At 62.0% G+C, this 21,798-nt stretch carries 20 protein-coding genes; 16 read left to right on the forward strand and 4 right to left on the reverse strand.

Translation table 11 applies throughout. The features are described from left to right. The first annotated feature begins 161 nt into the window (after positions 1-161). Entirely contained in the window at positions 162-383 is a 222-nt protein-coding gene (locus O7A61_RS04825) for a hypothetical protein (RefSeq protein WP_337128695.1), read from the forward strand. A gap of 174 nt (positions 384-557) precedes the next feature. On the opposite strand, the gene O7A61_RS04830 is transcribed toward O7A61_RS04825, so the two are convergent. Beyond that, on the reverse strand, positions 558-1,748 hold the full coding sequence (locus O7A61_RS04830; protein ID WP_337128697.1) for an NADH-quinone oxidoreductase subunit D: 1,191 nt from the start codon (positions 1,746-1,748) through the stop codon (positions 558-560). Between the two features lie 65 nt (positions 1,749-1,813). Next, positions 1,814-2,374 carry a hypothetical protein gene (locus tag O7A61_RS04835; protein ID WP_337128699.1) on the reverse strand — a complete coding sequence of 187 codons (561 nt, stop codon included), beginning with the start codon at positions 2,372-2,374 and terminating at the stop codon, positions 1,814-1,816. 44 nt (positions 2,375-2,418) lie between these two features. On the opposite strand from O7A61_RS04835, the gene O7A61_RS04840 reads away from it, so the two are divergent. Together O7A61_RS04840 and O7A61_RS04845 are read left to right on the forward strand one after the other, a co-directional pair. Next, positions 2,419-4,830: a phosphoketolase family protein gene (locus tag O7A61_RS04840; protein WP_337128701.1), complete on the forward strand. Its 2,412-nt coding sequence runs from the start codon at positions 2,419-2,421 to the stop codon at positions 4,828-4,830. Beyond that, a complete protein-coding gene (locus tag O7A61_RS04845) occupies positions 4,827-6,002 on the forward strand; it encodes an acetate/propionate family kinase (protein ID WP_337128703.1) in 1,176 nt (391 codons plus the stop codon). Before O7A61_RS04840 ends, O7A61_RS04845 begins: the two co-directional genes overlap by 4 nt. 97 nt (positions 6,003-6,099) lie before the next feature. On the opposite strand, the gene O7A61_RS04850 is transcribed toward O7A61_RS04845, so the two are convergent. Next, positions 6,100-6,753 carry a hypothetical protein gene (locus O7A61_RS04850; RefSeq protein ID WP_337128704.1) on the reverse strand — a complete coding sequence of 218 codons (654 nt, stop codon included), beginning with the start codon at positions 6,751-6,753 and terminating at the stop codon, positions 6,100-6,102. Positions 6,754-7,251: 498 nt separating this feature from the next. Between O7A61_RS04850 and O7A61_RS04855 the strand changes: the two genes are divergently transcribed. Continuing rightward, a complete protein-coding gene (locus tag O7A61_RS04855) occupies positions 7,252-8,172 on the forward strand; it encodes an NADP-dependent oxidoreductase (protein WP_337128785.1) in 921 nt (306 codons plus the stop codon). A 35-nt stretch (positions 8,173-8,207) separates the two neighbouring features. Here the strand turns inward: O7A61_RS04855 and O7A61_RS04860 are convergent, their stop codons facing one another. Further along, positions 8,208-9,326: a branched-chain amino acid ABC transporter substrate-binding protein gene (locus tag O7A61_RS04860; RefSeq protein ID WP_337128706.1), complete on the reverse strand. Its 1,119-nt coding sequence runs from the start codon at positions 9,324-9,326 to the stop codon at positions 8,208-8,210. Positions 9,327-9,697: 371 nt separating this feature from the next. Between O7A61_RS04860 and O7A61_RS04865 the strand changes: the two genes are divergently transcribed. From O7A61_RS04865 to O7A61_RS04920, 12 genes are read left to right on the forward strand one after another with little or no spacing between them, the layout of a single operon-like run. Next, positions 9,698-10,354: a cytochrome c3 family protein gene (locus O7A61_RS04865; RefSeq protein WP_337128707.1), complete on the forward strand. Its 657-nt coding sequence runs from the start codon at positions 9,698-9,700 to the stop codon at positions 10,352-10,354. After that, entirely contained in the window at positions 10,338-13,316 is a 2,979-nt protein-coding gene (locus tag O7A61_RS04870) for a TAT-variant-translocated molybdopterin oxidoreductase (protein WP_337128709.1), read from the forward strand. Before O7A61_RS04865 ends, O7A61_RS04870 begins: the two co-directional genes overlap by 17 nt. Continuing rightward, positions 13,309-14,688 carry an NrfD/PsrC family molybdoenzyme membrane anchor subunit gene (gene nrfD, locus O7A61_RS04875; RefSeq protein WP_337128711.1) on the forward strand — a complete coding sequence of 460 codons (1,380 nt, stop codon included), beginning with the start codon at positions 13,309-13,311 and terminating at the stop codon, positions 14,686-14,688. Before O7A61_RS04870 ends, nrfD begins: the two co-directional genes overlap by 8 nt. Beyond that, a complete protein-coding gene (locus O7A61_RS04880) occupies positions 14,685-15,212 on the forward strand; it encodes a DUF3341 domain-containing protein (protein WP_337128713.1) in 528 nt (175 codons plus the stop codon). Before nrfD ends, O7A61_RS04880 begins: the two co-directional genes overlap by 4 nt. Beyond that, on the forward strand, positions 15,209-15,748 hold the full coding sequence (locus O7A61_RS04885; RefSeq protein ID WP_337128715.1) for a c-type cytochrome: 540 nt from the start codon (positions 15,209-15,211) through the stop codon (positions 15,746-15,748). The genes O7A61_RS04880 and O7A61_RS04885 overlap by 4 nt, the downstream gene beginning before the upstream one ends. Next, positions 15,745-16,884 (forward strand): hypothetical protein, encoded by a 1,140-nt coding sequence (locus O7A61_RS04890; protein ID WP_337128716.1) that lies wholly within the window; start codon positions 15,745-15,747, stop codon positions 16,882-16,884. Before O7A61_RS04885 ends, O7A61_RS04890 begins: the two co-directional genes overlap by 4 nt. Next, positions 16,877-17,374 (forward strand): hypothetical protein, encoded by a 498-nt coding sequence (locus O7A61_RS04895; RefSeq protein WP_337128717.1) that lies wholly within the window; start codon positions 16,877-16,879, stop codon positions 17,372-17,374. The genes O7A61_RS04890 and O7A61_RS04895 overlap by 8 nt, the downstream gene beginning before the upstream one ends. Further along, entirely contained in the window at positions 17,371-18,126 is a 756-nt protein-coding gene (locus O7A61_RS04900; protein ID WP_337128718.1) for an SCO family protein, read from the forward strand. Before O7A61_RS04895 ends, O7A61_RS04900 begins: the two co-directional genes overlap by 4 nt. Then, positions 18,123-19,082: a cytochrome c oxidase subunit II gene (coxB, locus tag O7A61_RS04905; protein WP_337128720.1), complete on the forward strand. Its 960-nt coding sequence runs from the start codon at positions 18,123-18,125 to the stop codon at positions 19,080-19,082. Before O7A61_RS04900 ends, coxB begins: the two co-directional genes overlap by 4 nt. Further along, positions 19,079-20,719 carry a cytochrome c oxidase subunit I gene (gene ctaD / locus O7A61_RS04910; protein ID WP_337128722.1) on the forward strand — a complete coding sequence of 547 codons (1,641 nt, stop codon included), beginning with the start codon at positions 19,079-19,081 and terminating at the stop codon, positions 20,717-20,719. Before coxB ends, ctaD begins: the two co-directional genes overlap by 4 nt. Next, positions 20,719-21,357, forward strand: a complete 639-nt coding sequence (locus tag O7A61_RS04915) for a cytochrome c oxidase subunit 3 (protein ID WP_337128725.1) — start codon at positions 20,719-20,721, stop codon at positions 21,355-21,357. The genes ctaD and O7A61_RS04915 overlap by 1 nt, the downstream gene beginning before the upstream one ends. Further along, positions 21,354-21,608, forward strand: a complete 255-nt coding sequence (locus O7A61_RS04920) for a cytochrome C oxidase subunit IV family protein (RefSeq protein WP_337128728.1) — start codon at positions 21,354-21,356, stop codon at positions 21,606-21,608. Before O7A61_RS04915 ends, O7A61_RS04920 begins: the two co-directional genes overlap by 4 nt. Positions 21,609-21,798 lie beyond the last annotated feature (190 nt).

The following is a 21,798-nucleotide window of genomic DNA, read 5'->3' on the forward strand; positions in this document are numbered from 1 at the left end:
GGAAGCGGCGCCCCTTGACTTGCCGACCCGTTGGGCGTCGGCGAAATCGATTTGGTAATTCGCCTTTTTTCCGTCAAGAGCTGTTCGTTAAAATTTGTTCCCTCGGAACGGCAGATGGTTCGCGTGCGTTGATCCTGGATCACTCCCGGAGGAAATCGTACATGCGCACGGCTTTGACAAAGGAAGACGTGACTTCAGTGCTCGGTCCGATCGAGGAGGCTACCGTCGCGGAAATCATTGCAACCGGCGCCTCCGCCGAGGAGCTTCGCGAAGCCTGGGCGTGGCTTAACGGGGACGAGGCGTTGATGAGCGAAGGACGGCCGCTGCCCGGGACCCGCGTGGCCGCCTTGATCGAGCTGCTGGAGCCGGATGACGAGGAGTAGGGATCCGAAGCGTGCGATGAAGCCATCGATGGTAGGATCAGGAGCGCCGGGACGAAACGGCACAATGCGGGAGCATTCGCGTTTCCGGCCTCCGAACAATTCCGCCGGGAGATGAAGGAAGCCCTTGCCCCGGCCGAAATCGGAGATTGGCAATCCATCGGATCCGCGCATTGGTCAGCGATCAATTTCGCCGAAGACGATATCGAGGGATCCAATGATTGCGGCGACATCGGCGATCATGTGACCCCTGGATAGGAAATCCATCGCCTGCAGGTGGGCAAAGGACGGCGCACGTATCTTGCATCGATAGGGAACATTGCCTCCGTTCGAAACCAGATAGACGCCAAATTCCCCTTTCGGCGCTTCGACGGCGGCGTAGACTTCTCCTGCCGGCACACGAAGGCCTTCGGTATAAAGCTTGAAATGGTGGATGGTCGCTTCCATCGATCGCTTCATCTTGGCGCGCGGTGGCGGTGTGATCTTCTGGTTCGGAATTGCCACAGGCCCTTGGCCTTCCGGTGAGCGCAGCTCTTCCAGGCATTGCTTCATGATCCGGACCGACTGGCGCATTTCCTCCATGCGAACCAGGTAACGATCGTAACAGTCTCCGTTCTTGCCGACGGGAATATCGAAATCCATCTCGGGATAGCATTCGTATGGCTGTGCCTTGCGCAGGTCCCATGGCGCCCCGGACCCGCGTACCATCACGCCGGAGAAGCCCCAGGCCCAGGCGTCATCGAGGCCAATCGCGCCAACATCGACATTGCGTTGCTTGAAAATACGACTGTTGGTGAGCAGGCCGTCAAGATTGTCGCAGACCTTGAGGAACGGGTCGCAAAAATCCCAGATGTCGTCAAGAAGCGCGGCAGGCAGGTCCTGGTGCACGCCTCCAATCCTGAAATAATTCGCATGCATACGGGCGCCGGAGGCGCGCTCGTAGAAGACCATCAACTTCTCACGCTCCGCGAAACCCCAGAGCGGCGGCGTCAGGGCGCCTATGTCCATGGCCTGGGTCGTGACGTTGAGGAGATGCGACAGAAGCCGGCCGATTTCGCAAAACAGAACGCGGATAAGTTGCCCACGCCTTGGCACCGATATTTCGAGCAATTTCTCGGCGGCGAGGCAGAAGGCATGCTCCTGATTCATCGGCGCGACGTAATCCAACCGGTCGAAATAAGGCAGGGCCTGCAGATAGTTCTTGTACTCTATGAGCTTTTCAGTGCCGCGATGGAGCAGGCCGATATGTGGATCGGCACGGTCGACGATCTCGCCATCCAGTTCCAGCACCAACCGCAGAACCCCGTGGGCCGACGGATGCTGCGGTCCGAAATTGATGGTGAAGTTGCGAACAGCGGCTTCGGCCATGGCGGCTCTCGGCGATATCTGCGTTTCATTGCTTCACGGCGCGACCGCATCGTTCGGGGTGCCGATCAGGTTGTGGTCTGGATGATCAGGGTCAGCGTGCCATCGCCATCGATGTTGGCGGCCACGACCTGTGAAGAGTTGAGCCCGTTCGCCCTCAGCGCCGTTGTTGCCTGGGGCGATGCATCGATGGAGTTCTGCAGCCGCAGCAGATCTCCCGCACTGGTCTGGGTAATCACGGCTTCCGCCTGCGCTTTGATTTCCGCAGGCAGATCCTCGACGGCGACAACGGCAATATTAGTGAAATTCTGGTCAGCAGCCCCTTGCCCGGGCTGCGGTATCTGGTCCGGCTGGGGCTCCAAGGGTGTTATCTGAGGAACAGGCGTCATCCGGGGAATCTGCGGGTTGATGGCTTGCCCGTAGAGGGACTGCGTGACGGCCGCTCCGGAAAGCGCGGCAACTATCATCAACATCCGCATCGTCGTTCCCTGGATTATTTCGAAACGTCGAAGACAACCCTTGTGCCGGGCGATGGTTCCGTACGCACGACGGCCGCTGGGCAATTTCAGCCGTTTCCAAGTGTTCAATCGTTTCCGCTTGCTGCCAATTTGGCCTTGCTCGGGCGCCAAGCCGCTCCAGTTAAATCCAGCGAACCGAGGCTGGAGACTGGGTGATGGACAATAAGACCGCCGCGACGACGCAGGTGATCAGCCTCGAACGGATCGATCTCATGAACCGCTACTGGCGCGCCGCGAATTACATCTCGGTTGGCCAGATCTATCTGCTCGACAATCCGCTGCTGCGCCAACCCTTGAAGGCCGAGCATGTGAAGCCGCGACTGCTTGGCCATTGGGGCACGACGCCGGGGCTCAATTTCGTCTACCTGCATCTCAACCGGATTATCCGCGAGCGTGATCTCGATGTGCTGTTTATCTGCGGCCCAGGGCATGGCGGTCCGGCAATGGTCGCCAACACTTGGCTCGAGGGCACCTATAGCGAGATCTACCCCGATATTGGCCAAGGCGAAGACGGCCTGAGAAAACTGTTCCGGCAGTTTTCCTTTCCAGGTGGAGTGCCAAGTCACGTGGCGCCAGAAACACCCGGCTCCATTCATGAGGGTGGAGAGCTCGGATATGCGCTGGTCCATGCTTTCGGCGCCGCATTCGACAATCCGGATCTGACAGTCGCCTGCATCGTCGGCGATGGCGAAGCCGAGACCGGTCCACTCGCCGCGGCGTGGCATTCAAACAAGTTCCTGAACCCGGCGTCGGACGGCGCCGTCTTGCCGATCCTGCACCTCAACGGCTACAAGATCGCCAGCCCGACGATCCTCGGCCGCATGGACGACGAGGAGCTGCGCGACCTCTTCACCGGCTACGGCTACGAACCGTTCTTTGTCGAAGGCCATGAGCCGGTTGCCATGCACCAGGCGATGGCCGGGACGCTCGACACGGTGCTCGATCGGATCCATTCCATTCAAGAGCAGGCCCGACGTTCAGGATGGCATGGCGAACGCCCACGATGGCCGATGATCGTCCTGCGCAGCCCCAAGGGCTGGACTGGGCCGAAAGAGGTCGATGGCGAAAAAGTCGAGGGTTTCTGGCGCTCGCACCAAGTGCCGGTATCGAACGCCCGCGGCAATGACGAGCACCGCAAGATCCTCGAAACCTGGATGCGAAGCTACGAACCGGAACAACTGTTCGATAAGGATGGACATCTGCTGCCGGAACTCGCGGCCCTTGCCCCAGCTGGAACAAGGCGCATGGGCGCAACTCCATACGCCAATGGCGGGCTGTTGAAGCGCGACCTTGTGCTACCGGACTGGAAAAGCCTGGCACTCGAAGTGCCTCGGCCCGGGGGCGTCATTGCCGAAGCGACACGGACTTGCGGTGGCTATCTTCGCGAGGTCTTTCGACTTAACGCCAAAGCGCGGAATTTCCGGCTGGTGGGACCGGACGAGACGTCTTCCAATCGCCTTGACGCAGTGTTCGAGGCCACGGATCGGATATGGATGGAGCGCATCGAACCTTACGACGTCCATCTTTCCCGCGACGGCCGCGTCATGGAAGTGCTGAGCGAGCATCTCTGCCAGGGATGGCTGGAAGGTTATCTGCTCACCGGCCGACACGGTCTGTTCTCATGCTATGAGGCGTTCATTCACATCGTCGATTCCATGGTCAACCAGCATGCCAAATGGTTGAAAACTTCTGGCGAGCTTGCCTGGCGCAAGCCGATCGCCTCGCTCAATTACCTGCTGACCTCTCATGTATGGCGGCAGGATCACAATGGCTTCAGCCATCAGGATCCGGGCTTTGCCGACTTTGTCGCCAACAAGAAGGCTGACACGGTCAGGCTCTATTTCCCGCCGGATGCCAACACGCTGCTGTGGATTACCGACCATTGCCTGAGAACCTACAACCGCATCAATGTCATCACCGCCGGCAAGCAGCGGGCGCCGCAATGGCTGTCCATCGAAGACGCTGAAGCGCACTGCAAGGCCGGCGCAGGCATCTGGGAATGGGCCGGCACTGTTTCGAAAGGCGAGGAGCCGGATGTGGTGCTGGCCTGTGCCGGCGATGTTCCGACGCTGGAAACGCTGGCTGCGACGGACCTTCTTCGCTCCGCAATTCCCGATCTGAAAATCCGCGTCGTCAATGTCGTCGACCTGATGACGTTGCAGTCGAACACCGAACATCCTCACGGCCTCACCGACCAGGCTTTCGATGCGCTGTTCACGAAGACAAGGCCGGTCATCTTCGCCTATCATGGCTATCCTTATCTCATCCATCGCCTGACCTACCGTCGTGCCAACCATGACAACATGCATGTGCACGGCTTTCGCGAGGAGGGCACCACGACGACGCCGTTCGACATGGTGGTGCTCAATGAACTCGATCGCTACCACCTCGCACTTGCCGCGATCGCACGCGTGCCGGGCTTGGCCGAACGGGCGGAAAGCCTCGCCGCGGACCTTGACGGCAGGCTGGCAAGGCACAAGGCCTATGTCCGCGAGTACGGCGAAGACATGCCCGAGATCCAGAAATGGAGTTGGCCGGCTGCGAGCGGGGGAAAGGCTGGTCGATGAGCCAATCGATCCTGGCGCTGAATGCCGGCTCGTCCAGTGTCAAGTTCGCCCTATACGATCTTGCCTCGCCAGACGGCCAGCAGCTCGTTTCGCGCGGCACTCTGGATTTGGGCGACGAGCCCAGGCTCACGGCGAAAGCGGCCGATGGAACAGTGCAGTGCGACAGGCAGTTCACCGCGGACGATCCGCATGGGGCAGGCATAGGCGAAATACTGAGTTTGGTGCAGGGGGAACTTGGTGGAAGAAAGCTGATCTGCGCCGGCCACCGTATCGTGCATGGCGGAAAGGAGTTCAGCAAACCTGTCCGTCTGACGCCCGCCACCATCGATGCACTGGACGGGCTGACCGCACTCGCGCCTTTGCACCAGCCTCGCAGTATCGCGCCGGTTCGCGCGATAGCTGCATTGCAACCGGATCTGCCACAGGTCGGATGTTTCGACACCGCGTTTCACCAGACGATCGAGCCGCTGGTGCGGCGCTTTGCCATTCCGCAAGAATATGAACGGGAGGGACTGCGGCGCTACGGATTTCATGGCCTCTCCTACGAATATATCGCCAGGCGGCTGAGCGAGATATCGCCCGCGCTCGCGGCGAAGCGGACAATCGTCGCTCATCTCGGAAACGGGGCAAGCCTCTGCGCTCTGCGCGAGGGCAAAAGCGTCGATACCACCATGGGCTTTTCGGCACTGGATGGTCTTGTCATGGGCACTCGGTGCGGCGTCATCGACCCCGGCGTGCTGTTGTACCTCCTGCTGGAGAGAGGCATGGCAGCGGACGAGTTGCAGACAATGCTCTATGAGAAATCCGGACTGCTCGGGGTATCCGGCATTTCGGGCGACATGCGCACGCTGGAGGCAAGCAGCGATCCTCGCGCCCACGAGGCGATTGAGCTTTTCGCCTTCCGTGCCGCGAGGGAAGCAGCCGCGCTCGCAAACACCATGGGTGGTCTCGAATGTCTCGTATTCACCGCCGGCATCGGCGAACGCTCATCGTCCATCCGCAAGACGATCTGCGAGAAATTGACTTGGCTCGGCATGGCGCTCGACGAGCCGGCCAATGACATCCATGCCGAAATCATAAGCCGTCCGGACAGCAAGGTGCAAGTGCGCGTGGTTGCAACCGACGAGGAGAACGTCATCGCGCGCCACAGCCGCGCGGTGATGCAGGTCTAAGATCCGCGACTTCAAGTGAGCGAGCTGGAGGCCTGTTCAACCTTGGTCCCGCCCGAGTGAACGTCCGGCCGATCCATCCGAAAGGTCAGGTAAGAAGTCATTCTTTTGAATCGTCGGGAAAACGCACCACCAATTTTTGCTCCGCCGCCGCCCAGGATTGTAGATGGTAGCGCCGCAGCAAAAGGATGCTCGCGCCGAATATCAACAGACCCACGATCACGCTGAGCGGGATCGCCGGGCCGATCACCGATGTCACGACCACGCTGGAAAAAACCCCGGCGATGGCACTGCTGATCACGCTCACCATTCCTGCGGCAGTCACGAAGAACTGCCATGGCGAAGATCTAAGACCCTTGTCGACGCGCACGGCCGACTGATCGTCATGGGTGGAATGGATCAGATAGTACTCCATGACGGGCGCATGCTCGACGTAATAATGCCTTATCCGGGCCATCCCGCGCGCATGCACCATATCCTCGATGGCGACTTGCACCGCACGCACGAAAGTGACCAAACCCAGGAAATAAAGGCAAGGGAGCAAAATCAGGCTGAACAGCACGAACGGCCCTCCCATGCGGGTGACCTGGGCGACGAAGCCGAGGGCGATCGCGGCGCTCGAAACGGTGGTCAGGAACAGGTTCGCACGCTGGCTCGCTTCCTGAATCGTGGCCGCCCGTGCGGTCTGCAGAACAAAATGCTCTGTGGTCATGATCTGCAGGATTTGGGGATCGCTTTCATCCACCTTCGCCACCGTAGCCTCCTGGATGCCGCGCGGCGACGTCCCTTCAGAAGGAGGTCCCTATCGCTCCGATCAGAAGAAGTGACGCCGACCCAGCAGCGCATGTTGTCGGCCGGCCATGCACCAAGACGATCGGCCGCCCAGCCGCGGGGCCGATCTCTTCAAGGGTGATGTGGAGATCTCGGGTTCCGATCTTGCCAATCATGATTTGACCCAACGTCGCGCCGTTTGGATCGGTTCCAAATCCAAGATTGACCTGCCGCGCATATGGCAGGCGGAGAGGGAACTCCGGCTTGCTGTCAGGAGTTCGGCCTGGAAGCGGAGCCCCTTGGCAATGAGTGGTCGCCCCTCCAGACGGCTTCGAGGACCTTGCCTGGCTTCCAAAAACAGCGATCGAGTTGAACCTTCCGCCATCTCAGCTGTTTGGTCACATGCCCCGGCTCTCCGCATGCCCATAGCTCGCGGTGAGGGGGAAGAAAAAGCCGACACGGGAGTACGATGATGGCGACCATGAAAGCCGTTCGCATACATGAATTTGGCGGACCAGACGTTCTCTCACTCGAGGACGCTCCGTTTCCGCAGCCGCACGATGATGAGGTCTTGCTGAAGGTCCATGCCAGCAGCGTCAATCCGGTTGATTACAAAATCAGATCCGGAGGCGGAAAGAAGGACCAACTGCCGATGACGCTTGGCCGTGACGTTTCCGGCACCGTCGAACTCTGCGGCACGCGGGCGCACACGCTCAAAAAAGGCGATCCGTTCTATGCGATGCTGGGACCGGATCGCGGTGGCCAAGCTGAATATGTTGTGGTGAAGGCAATCGAAATGGCCGCCAAGCCACAGTCCGTGGACCACCTGCATGCGGCGGCGGTGCCGCTTGCAGCGCTCACCGCCTGGCAGGGGCTTTTCGACCATGGTGCACTGACGGCCGGGCAGCGCGTCCTGATCCATGGCGGGGCTGGCGGGGTCGGCCATTTTGCTGTCCAATTGGCAAAGGCAAAGGGCGCGTTCGTTGCGACCACCGTTTCCGGCGAGGATCTCGAATTCGCGCGCTCACTGGGGGCCGACCAGGCCATCGATTACAAAAACGAGCGGTTCGAGGATATTATCGGCAAGGTCGATCTCGTCTTCGATCTGGTCGCTGGCGAGACGCAGGATCGCTCCTGGGCCGTCGTCAAACCTGGCGGGATAATCGTGTCGACGCTGGCGGAACCTTCTATTGAGAGCGCACGCAAAGCCGGCGCCCGCGGCATTCATTACATGGCCAAGCCGAATGCAGCCCAGCTTGGCGAAATCGGTCGCCTGATTGACGAAGGCAAAGTGCGGCCGCACGTCGACGCGACCTTTCCGCTGCAGGACGCCGCTGCCGCCGAAGCCTGGCTGGAAAACAAGCATGTGCGCGGAAAGATCGTGCTCGAAGTTGCGCCTTGATTTCGAGGTAGCCTGGGCTGTCCTTCACAAGCGCCTCAGCCTACTGTGCTGTCCTGGCTGCCCTCCTTCTTCACAACGGCTACCTGTCGGAATCGACCGCTCTCGATCCTGTGCAAGGCCGTAACCGCAGCGCGATTATCGCCGTTGGCATCCCAGGAAATCTTTTGTTCGTATGCAATTCCCTGGCGATGTATCCCGCGCAGCGCGTCCGCGACGCGATCCCGGGTCGGGTCGCCGTTGTTGGAGGCGACCCGGATGGCATCTATCAACGTCGCCGCGGCGTCAAAGGCATTGACGGCATAATTCCTGATCCGTCCGAAACGCCGCTCGTATCGATCGGCCATTTCCAGTGATCCGGCAATTTCACCCAGTTGCGGACATGCTGAAAGAACGAGGACGCCTTCGCCCTGCTCGGCGGCGGCTCCGGCCGGCTCAAGAAAATTTCCGACGTCCCAGCAACCATCGCCGGTGGCGAACAGGCGATCATCCTGCCGGGTCCGCATTTCCTTCACCAGAGGGGCGCCCTCGAAGGTCCCGCCATAGAAGATGGCGCTCGCTTCCCGAGGCAAGGAGGCCACGAGATCCGCGAAGTTTCTTTCGCCTTCCTGAACTGTGTGCCGCCGCAGAACGGAGCCGCCGGCAGTTTCAAATGCGGCGGCGAACTCCTTGCTCATGCTCCTTCCATAGACGGTGTCGGTCTGGATGACGACAACAGTTTTCTTGCCTAACTGGCGGACCATGTACTGGGCGATGGCGAGCCCCGTCGCATCGTCACTGTTGGTGAAACGGTAAACGTTGCTCCATCCGGAGTGCGTTAGTGCCGGGTTGGAGACGATCGGACCGATCAACGGCAGACCGGCCGCGGCATAGAGAGGCGCGACCTGCAAGGTAACATTGCTGTTGTAATGGCCGATCGCTGCGACGGCGGCGGAATTGCGAACGAATTCCTTCACGACCCGCTCGCCGTCTTCCTCGCGACCTTTGTCGTCGAGGACGACCGCTTCGATCCGGTGGCCGTTGATGCCACCGGCCTCGTTCGCGCCATCGACGGCGAGCTGAGTGGCGTTGGCCATTTCGCGACCGAGCGTCTCGCCCATCCCGCCGAGCGGCACGCCGACGCCAATCTTCAGTGGTGTGTTGGCCAAAGTGGTCAACTCTCGTCGGCCCGGCCTGCGTACCGAGCGACACGAGACGCCTTTGTATGGTCGGCAAGAATATGGTCAGGCAATGCCGCTCCCGGCACTATGTCCTGTCTCATGGGCTGTCGCCTCTGTGGTGGCGCGTTTGTCGGTCTAACCGAAGTACGGCGTTTATGTTCCCATCCGGCTTCATGGCAACATCCCCGCGTGGCATCGATCGTGATGATTTCGAACGCCGGGGATTGCGCAGGGTTGCTATTCCCGGCGGTTTTCGGCTGCGTGCTCGAGGGTCACCATTTTGTGAGCAGTCCGCGCCTGCGGAACCTTTGTCACGTCGCAGCCGTTAGGCGCTCGATTCAAAAAATGAAGTGAAAACCGGCGAGGGGATGCCGCAGGTCTTTTCCAGTAATGCCAACGGGATTGCCCGCTTCATACTGTGGGGACTTTGTTTCTTCGCGATTTTCGCGACCATCGGCGGCACGGCACTTTTGCGTTCGGGGTTCATCACCGGTGTTGGCCGTCCCGTGGCACAGGCAGTCCCGTTCAGTCACAAGCACCACGTCGGCGATATCGGGCTGGACTGCCGCTATTGCCACAATGGCGTCGAGACATCGGCGTCCGCGGGATTGCCCGCGACCGAGGTGTGCATGACCTGCCACTCGCAGATATTCACCAATGCCGACATGCTGGCGCCGGTGCGCGCAAGCCTTGCCTCAGGACGGCCGCTGCAATGGCAGCGCGTCAATTCGGTGCCGGACTTCGTCTACTTCAACCACTCCATCCATATCGCCAAGGGCGTCGCCTGCGAGACCTGCCACGGCGATGTCGACGACATGCCGCTGATGCAGCGCGCGCATTCTTTGTCGATGGAATGGTGCCTGGGCTGTCATCGCGATCCCGGCCCCAATCTCCGTCCGCCGCAGGACGTTTTCCTGCTGCACTGGAATCCGCCGCAGGACATCGAACAGGTCAGGCGTTCCCTGATCAGCATCCTTGATATCCACCCCGAGACGATGACGGATTGCTATGTCTGCCATCGCTGACATCAAGCCAGTCTCGGCCTCCGATCTGGCGGCATTGCGGCGGGCAGCGACGGGACGCGAGCCGTGGCGGAGCCTGGATGAACTGGCCGATACGGCCGAGTTCCGGCGCTTCGTCGAGGCGGAATTTCCGGCCATCGCCGAACGCCTGCCGTTCAGCCTCGACCGACGCACCTTGTTGAAGCTGATGGGCGCGTCACTCTCGCTGGCCGGTCTGACCGCCTGCAGCGAGGCCGAACGCATCGTGCCTTACGTGCGCCAGCCGGAAGACATTGTTCCCGGAAAGCCGCTCTATTATGCGACGGCCCTTTCCAGCGATGGCTACGGCATCGGCGCGGTTGTCGAGAGCCATGAAGGGCGGCCGACCAAGGTCGAGGGCAATCCGGATCATCCGGCCTCGCGCGGCGCTACCGACGCTATCATGCAGGCGGCGGTGCTGTCGCTGTTCGATCCCGAACGGTCTCGCACCCCGCTCAGGCAAGGCGAACCTGCGAGTTACGGCGACTTTCTCAAAGACATGGCGAAGCTTGCCGGGGGATTGGCCGCTTCGGGCGGGCAAGGTTTGGCACTGCTGATCGAGGCGACAACATCGCCGACGACCAAGGCGCAGATCGGATCGCTTAAGCAGCGCTACCCCAAACTTCGCGTCTTCAGGCACGACCCGCTTGCGGCCAGCGCGAAAGAGCAGGCAACGGCCAAACTGTTCGGCAGGCCACTGACACCGATCTACCATTTCGACCGCGCCGATGTGATCGTCAGCCTTGATGCCGATTTCCTCGGCGAAGGGCCGGGACGTCTGGCCTATGCCCGCGATTTCGCGCAGCGGCGGCGCGTGCGCAAGCCGACGGACACGATGAACCGTCTCTACGTCGTCGAGTCGACGCCCACAATCACGGGTGCGGCGGCGGATCATCGCCGTGCCGTCAGACCGAGTCTGGTGGAAGGCATTGCGGCGGCGATCAAGGCAGCTCTCGAAGGCGGGCACGATGCGGCGAGTTTGCCGTCGCTCGGCATGGAATACGCGCTTGTCGACGATCTCCGCGAGGCCGGCCGCAATGCCCTGGTGGTGCCCGGCACGCACCAGACGCCGTTCGTGCATGCCGTGGCCTTTGCCATGAATGCCAGGCTTGGAGCCGTCGGCAACACGCTGGATTTCATCGAGCCGCCGCACGCCATGCCGATCGACGGCGATCTTGCCGCGCTTTGCCAGGCCACCACGAGCGGATCGGTCGACAGCGCCATCGTGCTCGGCTCCAATCCCTTGCACACGGCGCCGTCGGACGTCGATGTGCGCAACGCCTTTTCGAAGCTGAAGCTTCTCGTCCACTGGGGACTCTATCGCGACGAGACCGCATTTCTGGCGCAGTGGCACATTCCCGCCGCGCACGAGTTGGAGAGCTGGAGCGACATCCGTGCCTATGACGGCACGGTCTCGATCGTGCAGCCGCTGATCCAGCCTCTGTTCGGCGGCAAGAGCCTGCATCAACTGCTGGCGGCGCTCGGCGGTGAGTTCGATGCCGATATGCAAGCCCTGGTGCGCCCGACATGGGCTGACATGGACGAGGCAGGCTGGCGAAAGGCATTGCGCGATGGCGTCGTGCCGAACAGCGTCACTGCTCCTGTCGTCGTCTCGATGCCTGCGGATATCGGCGATCCCGCGCCGCATGCTCCTGTTGCCAATCGGCTGGAGGTTCGCTTCGAGGCCGATCCCTGGCTTCGCGACGGCCGCAACGCCAATTCGCCGTGGCTGCAGGAGTTGCCCCGCCCGCTGAGCAAGCTCGTCTGGGGCAATGCGGCCCTGATCTCGCCCGCGACCGCACAGCGCCTGGGGCTCGAAAACGGGCAGATCGTCAATCTGGCGCGAGGCGGCAAGGATCTCGACGCGCCGGCCTGGATCATGCCCGGACAGCCTGACGACACGGTGACGCTGTCGCTCGGGTTCGGGCGCAAGATCGGTTCGGTCGCCGCGTTGTCCGGTGGCTACGACGCCTTGATCCTGCGTACCACAGAGGCTCCGTGGTTTGCCGATGGCCTCGTGTTGTCCGCGCGCGACGGGTCGGCGCGGGTGGTGACGACCCAGCACCACCAGGCGATGGAAGGCAGGGCGATCGTGCGGCACGCGACGCTCGACGCCTTCAGGCAAGATCCGCATTTCGTGCGTGACGGTGTGCTGCCGACGGAGACGGAATCGCTGTACCGCGACTGGACCTACGACCAGGAAGCCTGGGGCATGTCGATCGACCTCTCGGCCTGCATCGGCTGCATGGCTTGCGTATCGGCCTGCCAGGCCGAGAACAACATCGCGACCGTCGGACCGGATGAAGCCGCCCGCGGTCACGAAATGCATTGGCTGCGCATCGATCGTTACTACGCCGGCGCGGTCGACGACCCCGACACCTTCTTCCAACCCGTGCCTTGCATGCATTGCGAGAAGGCGCCCTGCGAGGCGGTCTGTCCGGTCAACGCGACGATCCACACCCATGACGGCCTGAACGCGCAGGTCTACAACCGCTGCATCGGCACGCGCTACTGTTCGCAGAACTGCCCTTACAAGGTGCGCCGCTTCAATTTCCTCGAGTACCAGGAGTTCGACAAGGACAGCGCCGGGCCACAGCAGGCCGTGCATAATCCTGACGTCACCGTGCGCTCGCGCGGCGTCATGGAAAAATGCACTTATTGCGTCCAGCGCGTTGCCGAAAAGCGCATCCGCGCACAGATCGAGAACCGCGAAATCGCCGATGGCGAAGTCGTCACCGCTTGCCAGCAGGCATGCCCGACACAGGCCATCACCTTTGGGGACCTCAACAGGAAGGGTTCTCAGGTATCGCGCGAGAAAGCCGCGCCGCATGACTATGCCCTGCTCGAACAGCTGAACACCCGGCCGCGCACCACCTATCTCGGCAAGATCACCAATCCGAACGCCGGGATCGGCGGCAAGCCAGGCACAGAGACCGGCGATGGCTGAAGCGGTCGCCGTCAGAGCCGGAAAAGCCCAGCCGCAAGCGCCGGTGCTGCGGGGGCGCCATGATTTTCCCGAGATCAGCGGCCGTATCAGCGCGATCGTCCTGCAAGGTAAGCTGCCGCGCTTCTTCTGGGCGGCGTTCTTCGTCTGCTTCGCCTTCGTGCTGCTGTTCCTCTATTCCATCACCTACCTGATTTCGGTCGGCGTGGGCGCTTACGGCGTCAACATTCCTGTCGTCTGGGGCACGATGATTTCCAGCTTCGTCTGGTGGATCGGCATCGGCCATGCCGGCACGCTGATCTCGGCGGTGCTGCTTTTGCTGCGCCAGCCCTGGCGTGCCTCGATCAACCGCTTCGCCGAGGCGATGACGCTGTTTGCCGTGGCAATGGCCGGGCTCTACCCGATCCTGCATCTCGGCCGGCCATGGTTCTTCTACTGGCTGCTGCCCCTGCCCAACACCCATATGCATTGGCCACAATGGCGCAGCCCGCTGGTCTGGGATTTTGCCGCGATTTCCACCTACGCCAGCGTGTCGCTGCTGTTCTGGTACATGGGACTGCTGCCGGATCTCGGCGTGCTGCGCGACCGCGCCAGATCGCGCGCCGGCCAACTCTTCTACGGCATCCTGGCGCTTGGCTGGCGCGGCTCGGCCTACCATTGGGCACGCTATCGGACCGTCTATTTCCTGATGGCGGCGCTTGCCACACCGCTCGTCGTGTCGGTGCATTCGATCGTCGCTCTCGATTTCACCTATGCCATCACGCCGGGCTATCACTCGACGATCTTCCCGCCTTACTTCGTTGCCGGCGCGCTGCTCTCCGGCTTTGCCATGGTGCTGACCATCGCCATTCCCTTGCGCTGGGCCTTCGCGGTCGAAGACCTGATCACGTTGCGCCACATGGAGAACGCCGCCAAGCTGATGATCGCGGCCGGCATGATCGTCATCTACGGCTACGCCTCGGAGGCATTCTTCGCCTGGTATTCCGGGCAGCCCTATGAGCGCGCGATGATGGCCCAGCGCGCAGTCGGTCCTTACGCGCCATTGTTCTGGATCATGCTGTTTTGCAATTGCATCGTGCTGCAGCTGCTCTGGCTGCGCCGCGTGCGGCTCAACATGCCGGTTTTGTTTTCGATCGCGCTGGTCATCAACATCGGCATGTGGCTGGAGCGCTATGTCATCGTGGTGACCGGTCCGAGCCGTGACTACCTGCCGTCGTCCTGGGGCGAGCAGTCTCTGACCTGGCTCGATTTCGGCATCCTGTTCGGTTCGATCGGTGCCTTCTTCGCGCTGGTCTTCCTGTTCATCCGCATCCTGCCGGCGATCACCATCTTCGAGGTCGAGGAATTGGTCGAAGAGAAAAGCGGGGCCGCATGAGCCTCCATGGCGTCATCGCGGCATTCGCCGATCCCGATGCGCTGACGCAGGCGGCGCGGACGATGCGCGACAAGGGTTACCGGCGCATGGATGCGTTCTCGCCCTTCGAGGTGCGCGGCCTTGGCGAAATTTTGGGCATGCCAAAGACGCGGCTGCCATGGGCGGTGCTGGCGGGCGGCATTGCCGGCGGGCTGCTGGTTTATGCACTGATCCTCTATTCGGTCGAGATCGACTATCCCGTCAATGTCGGCGGCCGGCCGCTGCATTCCTGGCCGCCTTTCATGGTGATCGCCTTCGAGGCAGCCATACTGGGCGCGGCTCTGGCCGGCTTCGTCGGCATGCTCCGCGCGAACGGTTTGCCGCAATATTACCATCCGGTGTTCAACGCCAAAACGTTCACCTACGCGCAGGGCGGCAAGTTCTACCTTCTCGTCGAAGCCGCCGATCCGAAATACCGCAAGGGCATCACCAGGCGGCAGCTGACCCGGCTTGGCGCGGAGACAGTCGAGGATGTGGAGGCATGAGATGGCGGACGCCGCTCTTGCCATTCATCCTGCTGCTCGCTGGCTGCAAACAGGACATGGCCGACCAGCCACGCTACAATCCGCTCGAGGCCAGCAAGCAATTCGCCGACGGCATGTCGGCCCGGACGCCGGTCGATGGCAGCGTGGCGCGCGACACCGACCTCGCGGCAACGCCGGACCGATTTCCGTACCCGGTCACAATGGCGCTGCTCCAGCGCGGGCAGCAACGCTTCGACATCTTCTGCTCGCCCTGCCATGACCGCACCGGCGACGGTCATGGGATGGTGGTCCAGCGCGGTTTCCCGGCGCCGCCGAGCTATCATCAGGACGCGCTGCGCAAGGCATCCGATCGCCATTTCTACGACGTGATCACCAACGGCTATGGCGCGATGTATTCCTATGCCGCGCGGGTGCCACCGACCGATCGATGGGCGATCGTCGCCTATATCAGGGCCTTGCAATATTCACGCTACGCACCTGGCAAAGCGCTGCCGGATACGCTTCGCGCGAAACTAGATGCGGAGGCCGCGCGATGAGGCGTTTCGCATGGCCCGATGGTGTTTTTGCTCCGATGGTTGTTGCGGCCGCCGCGGGACTTCTGCTTTGCGGCATCGGGCTTTTTCTCAATCCGCAGGCAGCGCTTGCCGGTTGGCTGACGACAGCGCTGTTCCTGCTCGGACTGCCGCTTGGCGCGATGACTGTCCTGATGGTCCATGGCCTGACCGGCGGCCGCTGGGGCGACGCGCTGCGTCCGCCCCTGCGCGCCATCGTCGCGACACTGCCTGTGGGGCTGTTGTTGTTTCTACCTGTCCTCGCCCGGCTCGATCTGGTCTTTCCCTGGGCGGGAGCGGACCCTGCGATGCTGCCGGAAGCGGTGCGGCAAAAACTTGCCTATCTCAACGTGCCATTCTTCATCGGTCGCTTCCTGATATGTGCACTGGCGTGGCTGGTGCTCGCCTGGCTCGTCGTCGGCTGGACAGCGCCTGAGGGCGACAGATCCAGCCGCGGGACCGCTACCGGCTATGCGATCGGACTCGTCGTCCACGGCCTGGCAGCAACAGTGCTTGCCATCGACTGGATGCTGTCAATCGAGCCGGAGTTCACGTCGACCATCTACGCGCTGCTCGAAGCCGCTGCCGAAGTCGTCGGCGCGTGTGCATTGGCTCTGGTGGTGTTGGCAGCCAGCCGCGCGATCGAGACGATGCCCGGTGGCGAGGAGGACGTGGCGCTTGGCGAAGACGTCGCCAACATGCTGTTCGGCTTCATGCTGATGTGGACGTACCTGTCCTTCATGCAGTGGCTGATCGTCTGGGCCGGCGACCTGCCGGAAGAAATCCATTGGTACGTCCTTCGTGGCCGGAACGGCTGGCAATATCTGCTCTGGCTGCTGATCGCGCTGCAGTTCGTGGTGCCCTTCTTCGCCTTCCTCATACGTTCGGTCAAGCGCAGCCATCGCGGCCTGCTGGGGCTTGGCGCGGCCGTTCTTGCCGGACATTTCCTTGACGTCGTCTGGCGCGTTCGCCCGTCGCTGTCGGCAGCAGGCGCGCCGATGTCCTGGCCGGACCTGGCGGCGTTTGCAGGGGCGGGTGGCGCGTGGTGCGCGTGTTTCCTCTATCTCTGGGCGAGGCCAGATCGCATTGCTGTGTGGCGCAGGAGGCTGGTCCGTGGCTAAGGCCTCGCATCCCGAAACGCGTGATGTCTGGCCACGCGCCCTGCTGCTCTTCGGGGTCGCCCTGCTGGTCTTCCTGGCGCTTGCGGCGCTGGCGCTGAAGCTGATTTTCGACACGGCGCCATACTGGCCCTTGGTGAATGCCGAGAAGACCAGCCAAGCAGGTCCCGCATTACAACGCTTGCCGGGAGCCGACCTCGCGGCGTTCCGCAAGCGGGAAGATGAGGAACTCGGCAGGCTTGCCTGGGTTGATCGCGGTGCCGGCATAGCGCGCATTCCAATCCAAGACGCGATGAAGCTGGTTGCAGCGCAAGGTCTGCCGGACTGGGCAGGCGCGGCCGCTTCGCCAGGTCAGGATTGCGGCTTGCTCGAAGACCAGGTCCCACGCGCGCCACAGGCCAGCGATTGCCACGCCGGATCATTCACCGCGCAGCCAAACGACAAGGCACCCCAGCCGAGCCAAGCCGCACCGGCTCCGGAGGCGAGCCCATGACGCGTTTGGGGCTGCTGGTATTCTTGTTGCTTCTTCCAGCTGCCGCCAGCGCTTCGGCGCGGCCGTCTTTCGATCCGCAAATCGGCGCCCAGCTCGATCTCGACCGGGTTTTCAGAGATAGCTCCGGCAAGCTGGCGCCGTTGTCTGCTATCCTCGACGGTCGGCCGGCGCTCGTCATCTTCGGCTATGACAAGTGTCCCAATTTGTGCGGTGTAACACAGCAGGCGGTGGCCTCGGATCTGAACAAGACCGGCCTGGATCCTTCGACCTATCACGCGCTTTTCGTCTCGATAGATCCTTCCGAGGCCGTTGCAGACGCGGCCTCCGTCCGGAGCGAGGTCGCGCGGTCCGCCGGTGAGGCCGGCTTGTCGGCCTGGCGCTTTCTGACCAGTGCCGATGGCGGCGGTGCCGACCTTGCATCGGAGGCCGGCATCACCTTCGACCGACGTGACCGCATCGCCCAATACGTCCATCCGATCGCCGTCATCGCGCTGACGCCGCAAGGGCGGATCGCACAGGTGCTGCCGGCGCTGACTTTCGAGCCGCGCGATTTGAGGCTTGCTCTGGTCGAGGCGTCGGCGGGGCGGCTGGGATCGATCGCCGACCATGTTTTCCTGCTCTGCGCCGGCTTCGATAGCTCCAAAGGGCAGTACACCTCGACGATACAGGCGGTTCTGAAGATAGCGGGGCTGGCAACGCTGCTGGGGCTCTGTGCGAGCCTTTTCATGCTGACGCGGGGGAGGCGGGTTTGAGCTTCGGCATCCCCTTCACGCCGCCCGAGGCCTCGTCGATCGCCGGCAGCGTCGACATGTTGTTTTACACCTTGCTGGCATTCACCGCGGCCTTGGGGATCTTCCTGGCCAGCCTCGTCGTCTTCTATGCCATCAAGTATCGCGCCGGCTCCAAGGCGGAACGAACCGGCGAGCGCGCGCGCAGCCTGCCCCTGGAAGTGGCCTGGACAGCAGCGAGCCTGCTGATCGCTTTCGTCATCTTCGGGTGGGGCGCCGTGCTGTTCCTGCGCCGCGAACATCCGCCGCTCGACGCGCTCGAAATCGCCGGGCTCGGCAAGCAATGGATGTGGGAGTTCCGCCATCCCGGCGGCCAGCGCGAGATCAACGAACTGCATGTGCCGGTCGGAAAGACGGTGATCGTTTCGCTGGCATCGCAGGATGTCATCCACTCGTTCTTCGTGCCCGCCTTCCGGGTCAAGCAGGACGCCGTGCCGGGGCGCACCACCCATGTCTGGTTCATAGCTGACGAGCCCGGGCGCTATCATCTGTTCTGCGCGCAATATTGCGGCACGCAGCATTCGGAAATGGGTGGCTGGGTAACGGCGATGCCGCCGGAAGATTATGCGGCGTGGCTGGGAAACCAGGGCAAGGGCGACACGCTCGCGGCCGATGGTGAAAAACTGTTTCGGGCGCTCGGCTGTTCCGGCTGCCATGAAAAGTCCAGCAAGGTGAGGGCTCCGGATCTTGCCGGCATCTTCGGACGGCCGGTGGCGTTGGAGAACCAGCAGACAGTCATCGCCGACGAACGCTATCTGCGCGATTCCATCCTCGAGCCGAAGAAGGAAATCGCCGCCGGTTACGATCCGGTGATGCCGAGCTTCGATGGAATTGTCGACGAGGGCGAGATGCAGATGCTGCTCGCCTATCTCAAATCGCTTTCACCGCGGGCGGCAACCAGGAACGAGGCGACCCAATGAGCACCGAAGCGCTGAGGCCTTCGAGCTATCTTGGCGAGGGCGCCGGTCCCGCCGCATGGCTGTTGACCGCCGACCACAAGCGCGTCGCCTGGCTCTATTTGATGTCGCTTACGGCTTTCTTCTTCCTCGGCGGCGCCTTTGCCGTGCTGATGCGCGTGGAACTTGCCACGCCTGCCGGCGACCTCGTCTCCGACGATACCTATAACCGATTGTTCTCCCTGCACGGCATCATCATGGTGTGGTTTTTCCTGGTGCCGTCGATCCCGGCGACATTAGGCAATTTCCTTTTGCCACTGATGATCGGCGCGCGCGATCTCGCCTTCCCGCGCCTCAACCTCGCCAGCTGGTATGTGTTCATCCTCGGCAGTGCCTTTGCCCTGGCCTCGGTGCTCGCCGGCGGCGTCGACACGGGCTGGACGTTCTACACGCCGCTCTCGACGCTCTACGCCAACGGCTTCGTCTCCATGGCGGCGCTTGGCGTCTTTATCGTCGGTTTCTCGACGATCATGACCGGCATCAATTTCATCGTCACCATCCACACCTTGCGCGCGCCGGGACTGACCTGGTTCCGGCTGCCGATCTTCGTCTGGACGATGTACGCCACCGCGCTGGTGATGGTGCTGGCAACGCCGGTGCTGGCGGCCTCGCTGATCCTGATCGTGCTTGAGCGGGTGTTCGGCATCGGCATCTTCAACCCGGCGCTCGGCGGCGACCCGTTGCTATTCCAGCATCTGTTCTGGTTCTATTCGCACCCGGCCGTCTACATCATGATTTTGCCAGGCATGGGCGTGGTCTCGGAGGTGCTGCCCTGCTTCAGCCGCCGGCCGCTGTTCGGCTACAAGGCCGTTGCCCTGTCCTCAATGGCAATCGCGGTGTTCGGCTTCCTCGTCTGGGGCCACCACATGTTCGTCTCCGGCCAATCGGCCTATGCCGGGGTGCTGTTCTCTTTCCTGTCGTTCTGCGTCGCCATCCCCTCAGCCATAAAAGTGTTCAACTGGAGCCTGACGCTGCGCAAGGGCGAGATCACCTTCGAGACGCCGATGCTTTACGCGCTGTTCTTCCTGGCGCTGTTCACCTTCGGCGGGCTGGCTGGTCTGTTCCTGGCGGCCCTCGCCATCGACGTCCACGTCCACGACACCTACTTCGTCGTGGCGCATTTCCACTACATCATGGTTGGCGGCATGGTGACGGCCTACATGGCCGGGCTGCATTTCTGGTGGCCGAAGCTGACCGGCCGCATGTATTCCGAGACGTGGGGGCGGATCGCGGCGACCGTCACCTTCCTCGGCTTCAACCTGACCTTCTTCCCGCAATTCGTGCTCGGTTTTATCGGCATGCCGCGGCGCTATCATACCTATCCGCCCGAATTTCAATTCTGGCATGTCCTGTCGTCGGCCGGCGCGGTGGTGCTGGCATTTGGCTACCTGATGCCGTTGTTCTATCTCGGCTGGTCGACGTTTCGAGGTGCGCGAGCGCCCGCCAATCCGTGGGGCGCGACCGGGCTCGAATGGCAGACGGCTTCACCACCGCCACCACATAATTTCGACACCATGCCGAGCGTCAGCCGGCCCGCTTATGACTATGCGATGAAGGGGTTGCAGCACGAGACGTTCAGTCCGCATAAGGACAAAGCCTGATGCGTTCATCCACCGAAAGTGTCGCCTTCGATACAAAGGCCCGCGAGAAGGCCGCCGACACGTTCGGCATGTGGGTGTTCATCGGGTCCGAGGCGATGCTGTTCGGCGCGATCCTGCTGGTGTTCCTGATCGCAAGGACCAGCTACGGCACGGCTTTTGCCGCTGCTTCACAACGCCTGTCGCTGCCGCTCGGCACGCTGAACACGGCCGTTCTTTTGACCAGCAGCTTTGCAATGGTGCTTGCTCACATGTTCACGGCCAGGCGGCGTTGGCGCCCGGCTGTCTGGGCCTTGATCTGCACGAGCCTGCTTGGAATTGTTTTTCTATTCGTCAAGGCCGTCGAGTACGGCAGGGAATTCAAGGAGGGCCTGGCGCCGGTTCTTGGGGCGCCGTTCAGTTTCACAGGCCCCGATCCGACCCACGCCGAGTTCTTCTTCGCGCTTTATTTCGCCATGACATCGCTGCATGCGCTGCACCTGATATGTGGCATCGCCGTGATCGCCGGCATGCTGCTGCTTTGGCCAGGAACCACGGAGGCCAGCCGCATCCATCGTGTCCAGGCAATCGGGCTTTACTGGCATTTCGTCGATATCGTCTGGGTCTTCCTGTTTCCCGTTCTCTATCTGATCAACCGATGAGCCACATCCGCAAACTTATAGTCGCTTATCTCGGGCTGCTGGCCTTGCTGGCATTGACGGTGGGCTCGTCGTTCCTCGACCTCGGCGGATTGAACTCCGCGCTCAACCTGGTGATCGCCGCGGCCAAGGCCGCGATCATCGCCACTCTGTTCATGCGCCTGACCAGCGAGGGCATCTTGCCCCGGCTGGCGGTGGCGGCGACAGGCCTGTGGCTAGCCGTTCTGTTTGGCTTGACGTTGATCGGACAATAAGGCCGAGCCTGCCAAATTTGATTCAGCGACGCCGCAATCACAGCGCAACCAGGATATTCGCTACCGGTCAGGACTCGGCGACCGGAGCCTTCCGGTTGACTGGCTTGTTAAGGAAAAGCTAATGGACTGGCGGTTTCGCCGCGAATTCGCCCCGATCTTTGACGAGAGCGGTACCGACGACCATGCCCGC

Origin of the sequence: Mesorhizobium sp. Cs1321R2N1, assembly GCF_037179725.1 — a bacterium.
GTDB classification, from domain to species: domain Bacteria; phylum Pseudomonadota; class Alphaproteobacteria; order Rhizobiales; family Rhizobiaceae; genus Mesorhizobium; species Mesorhizobium salmacidum.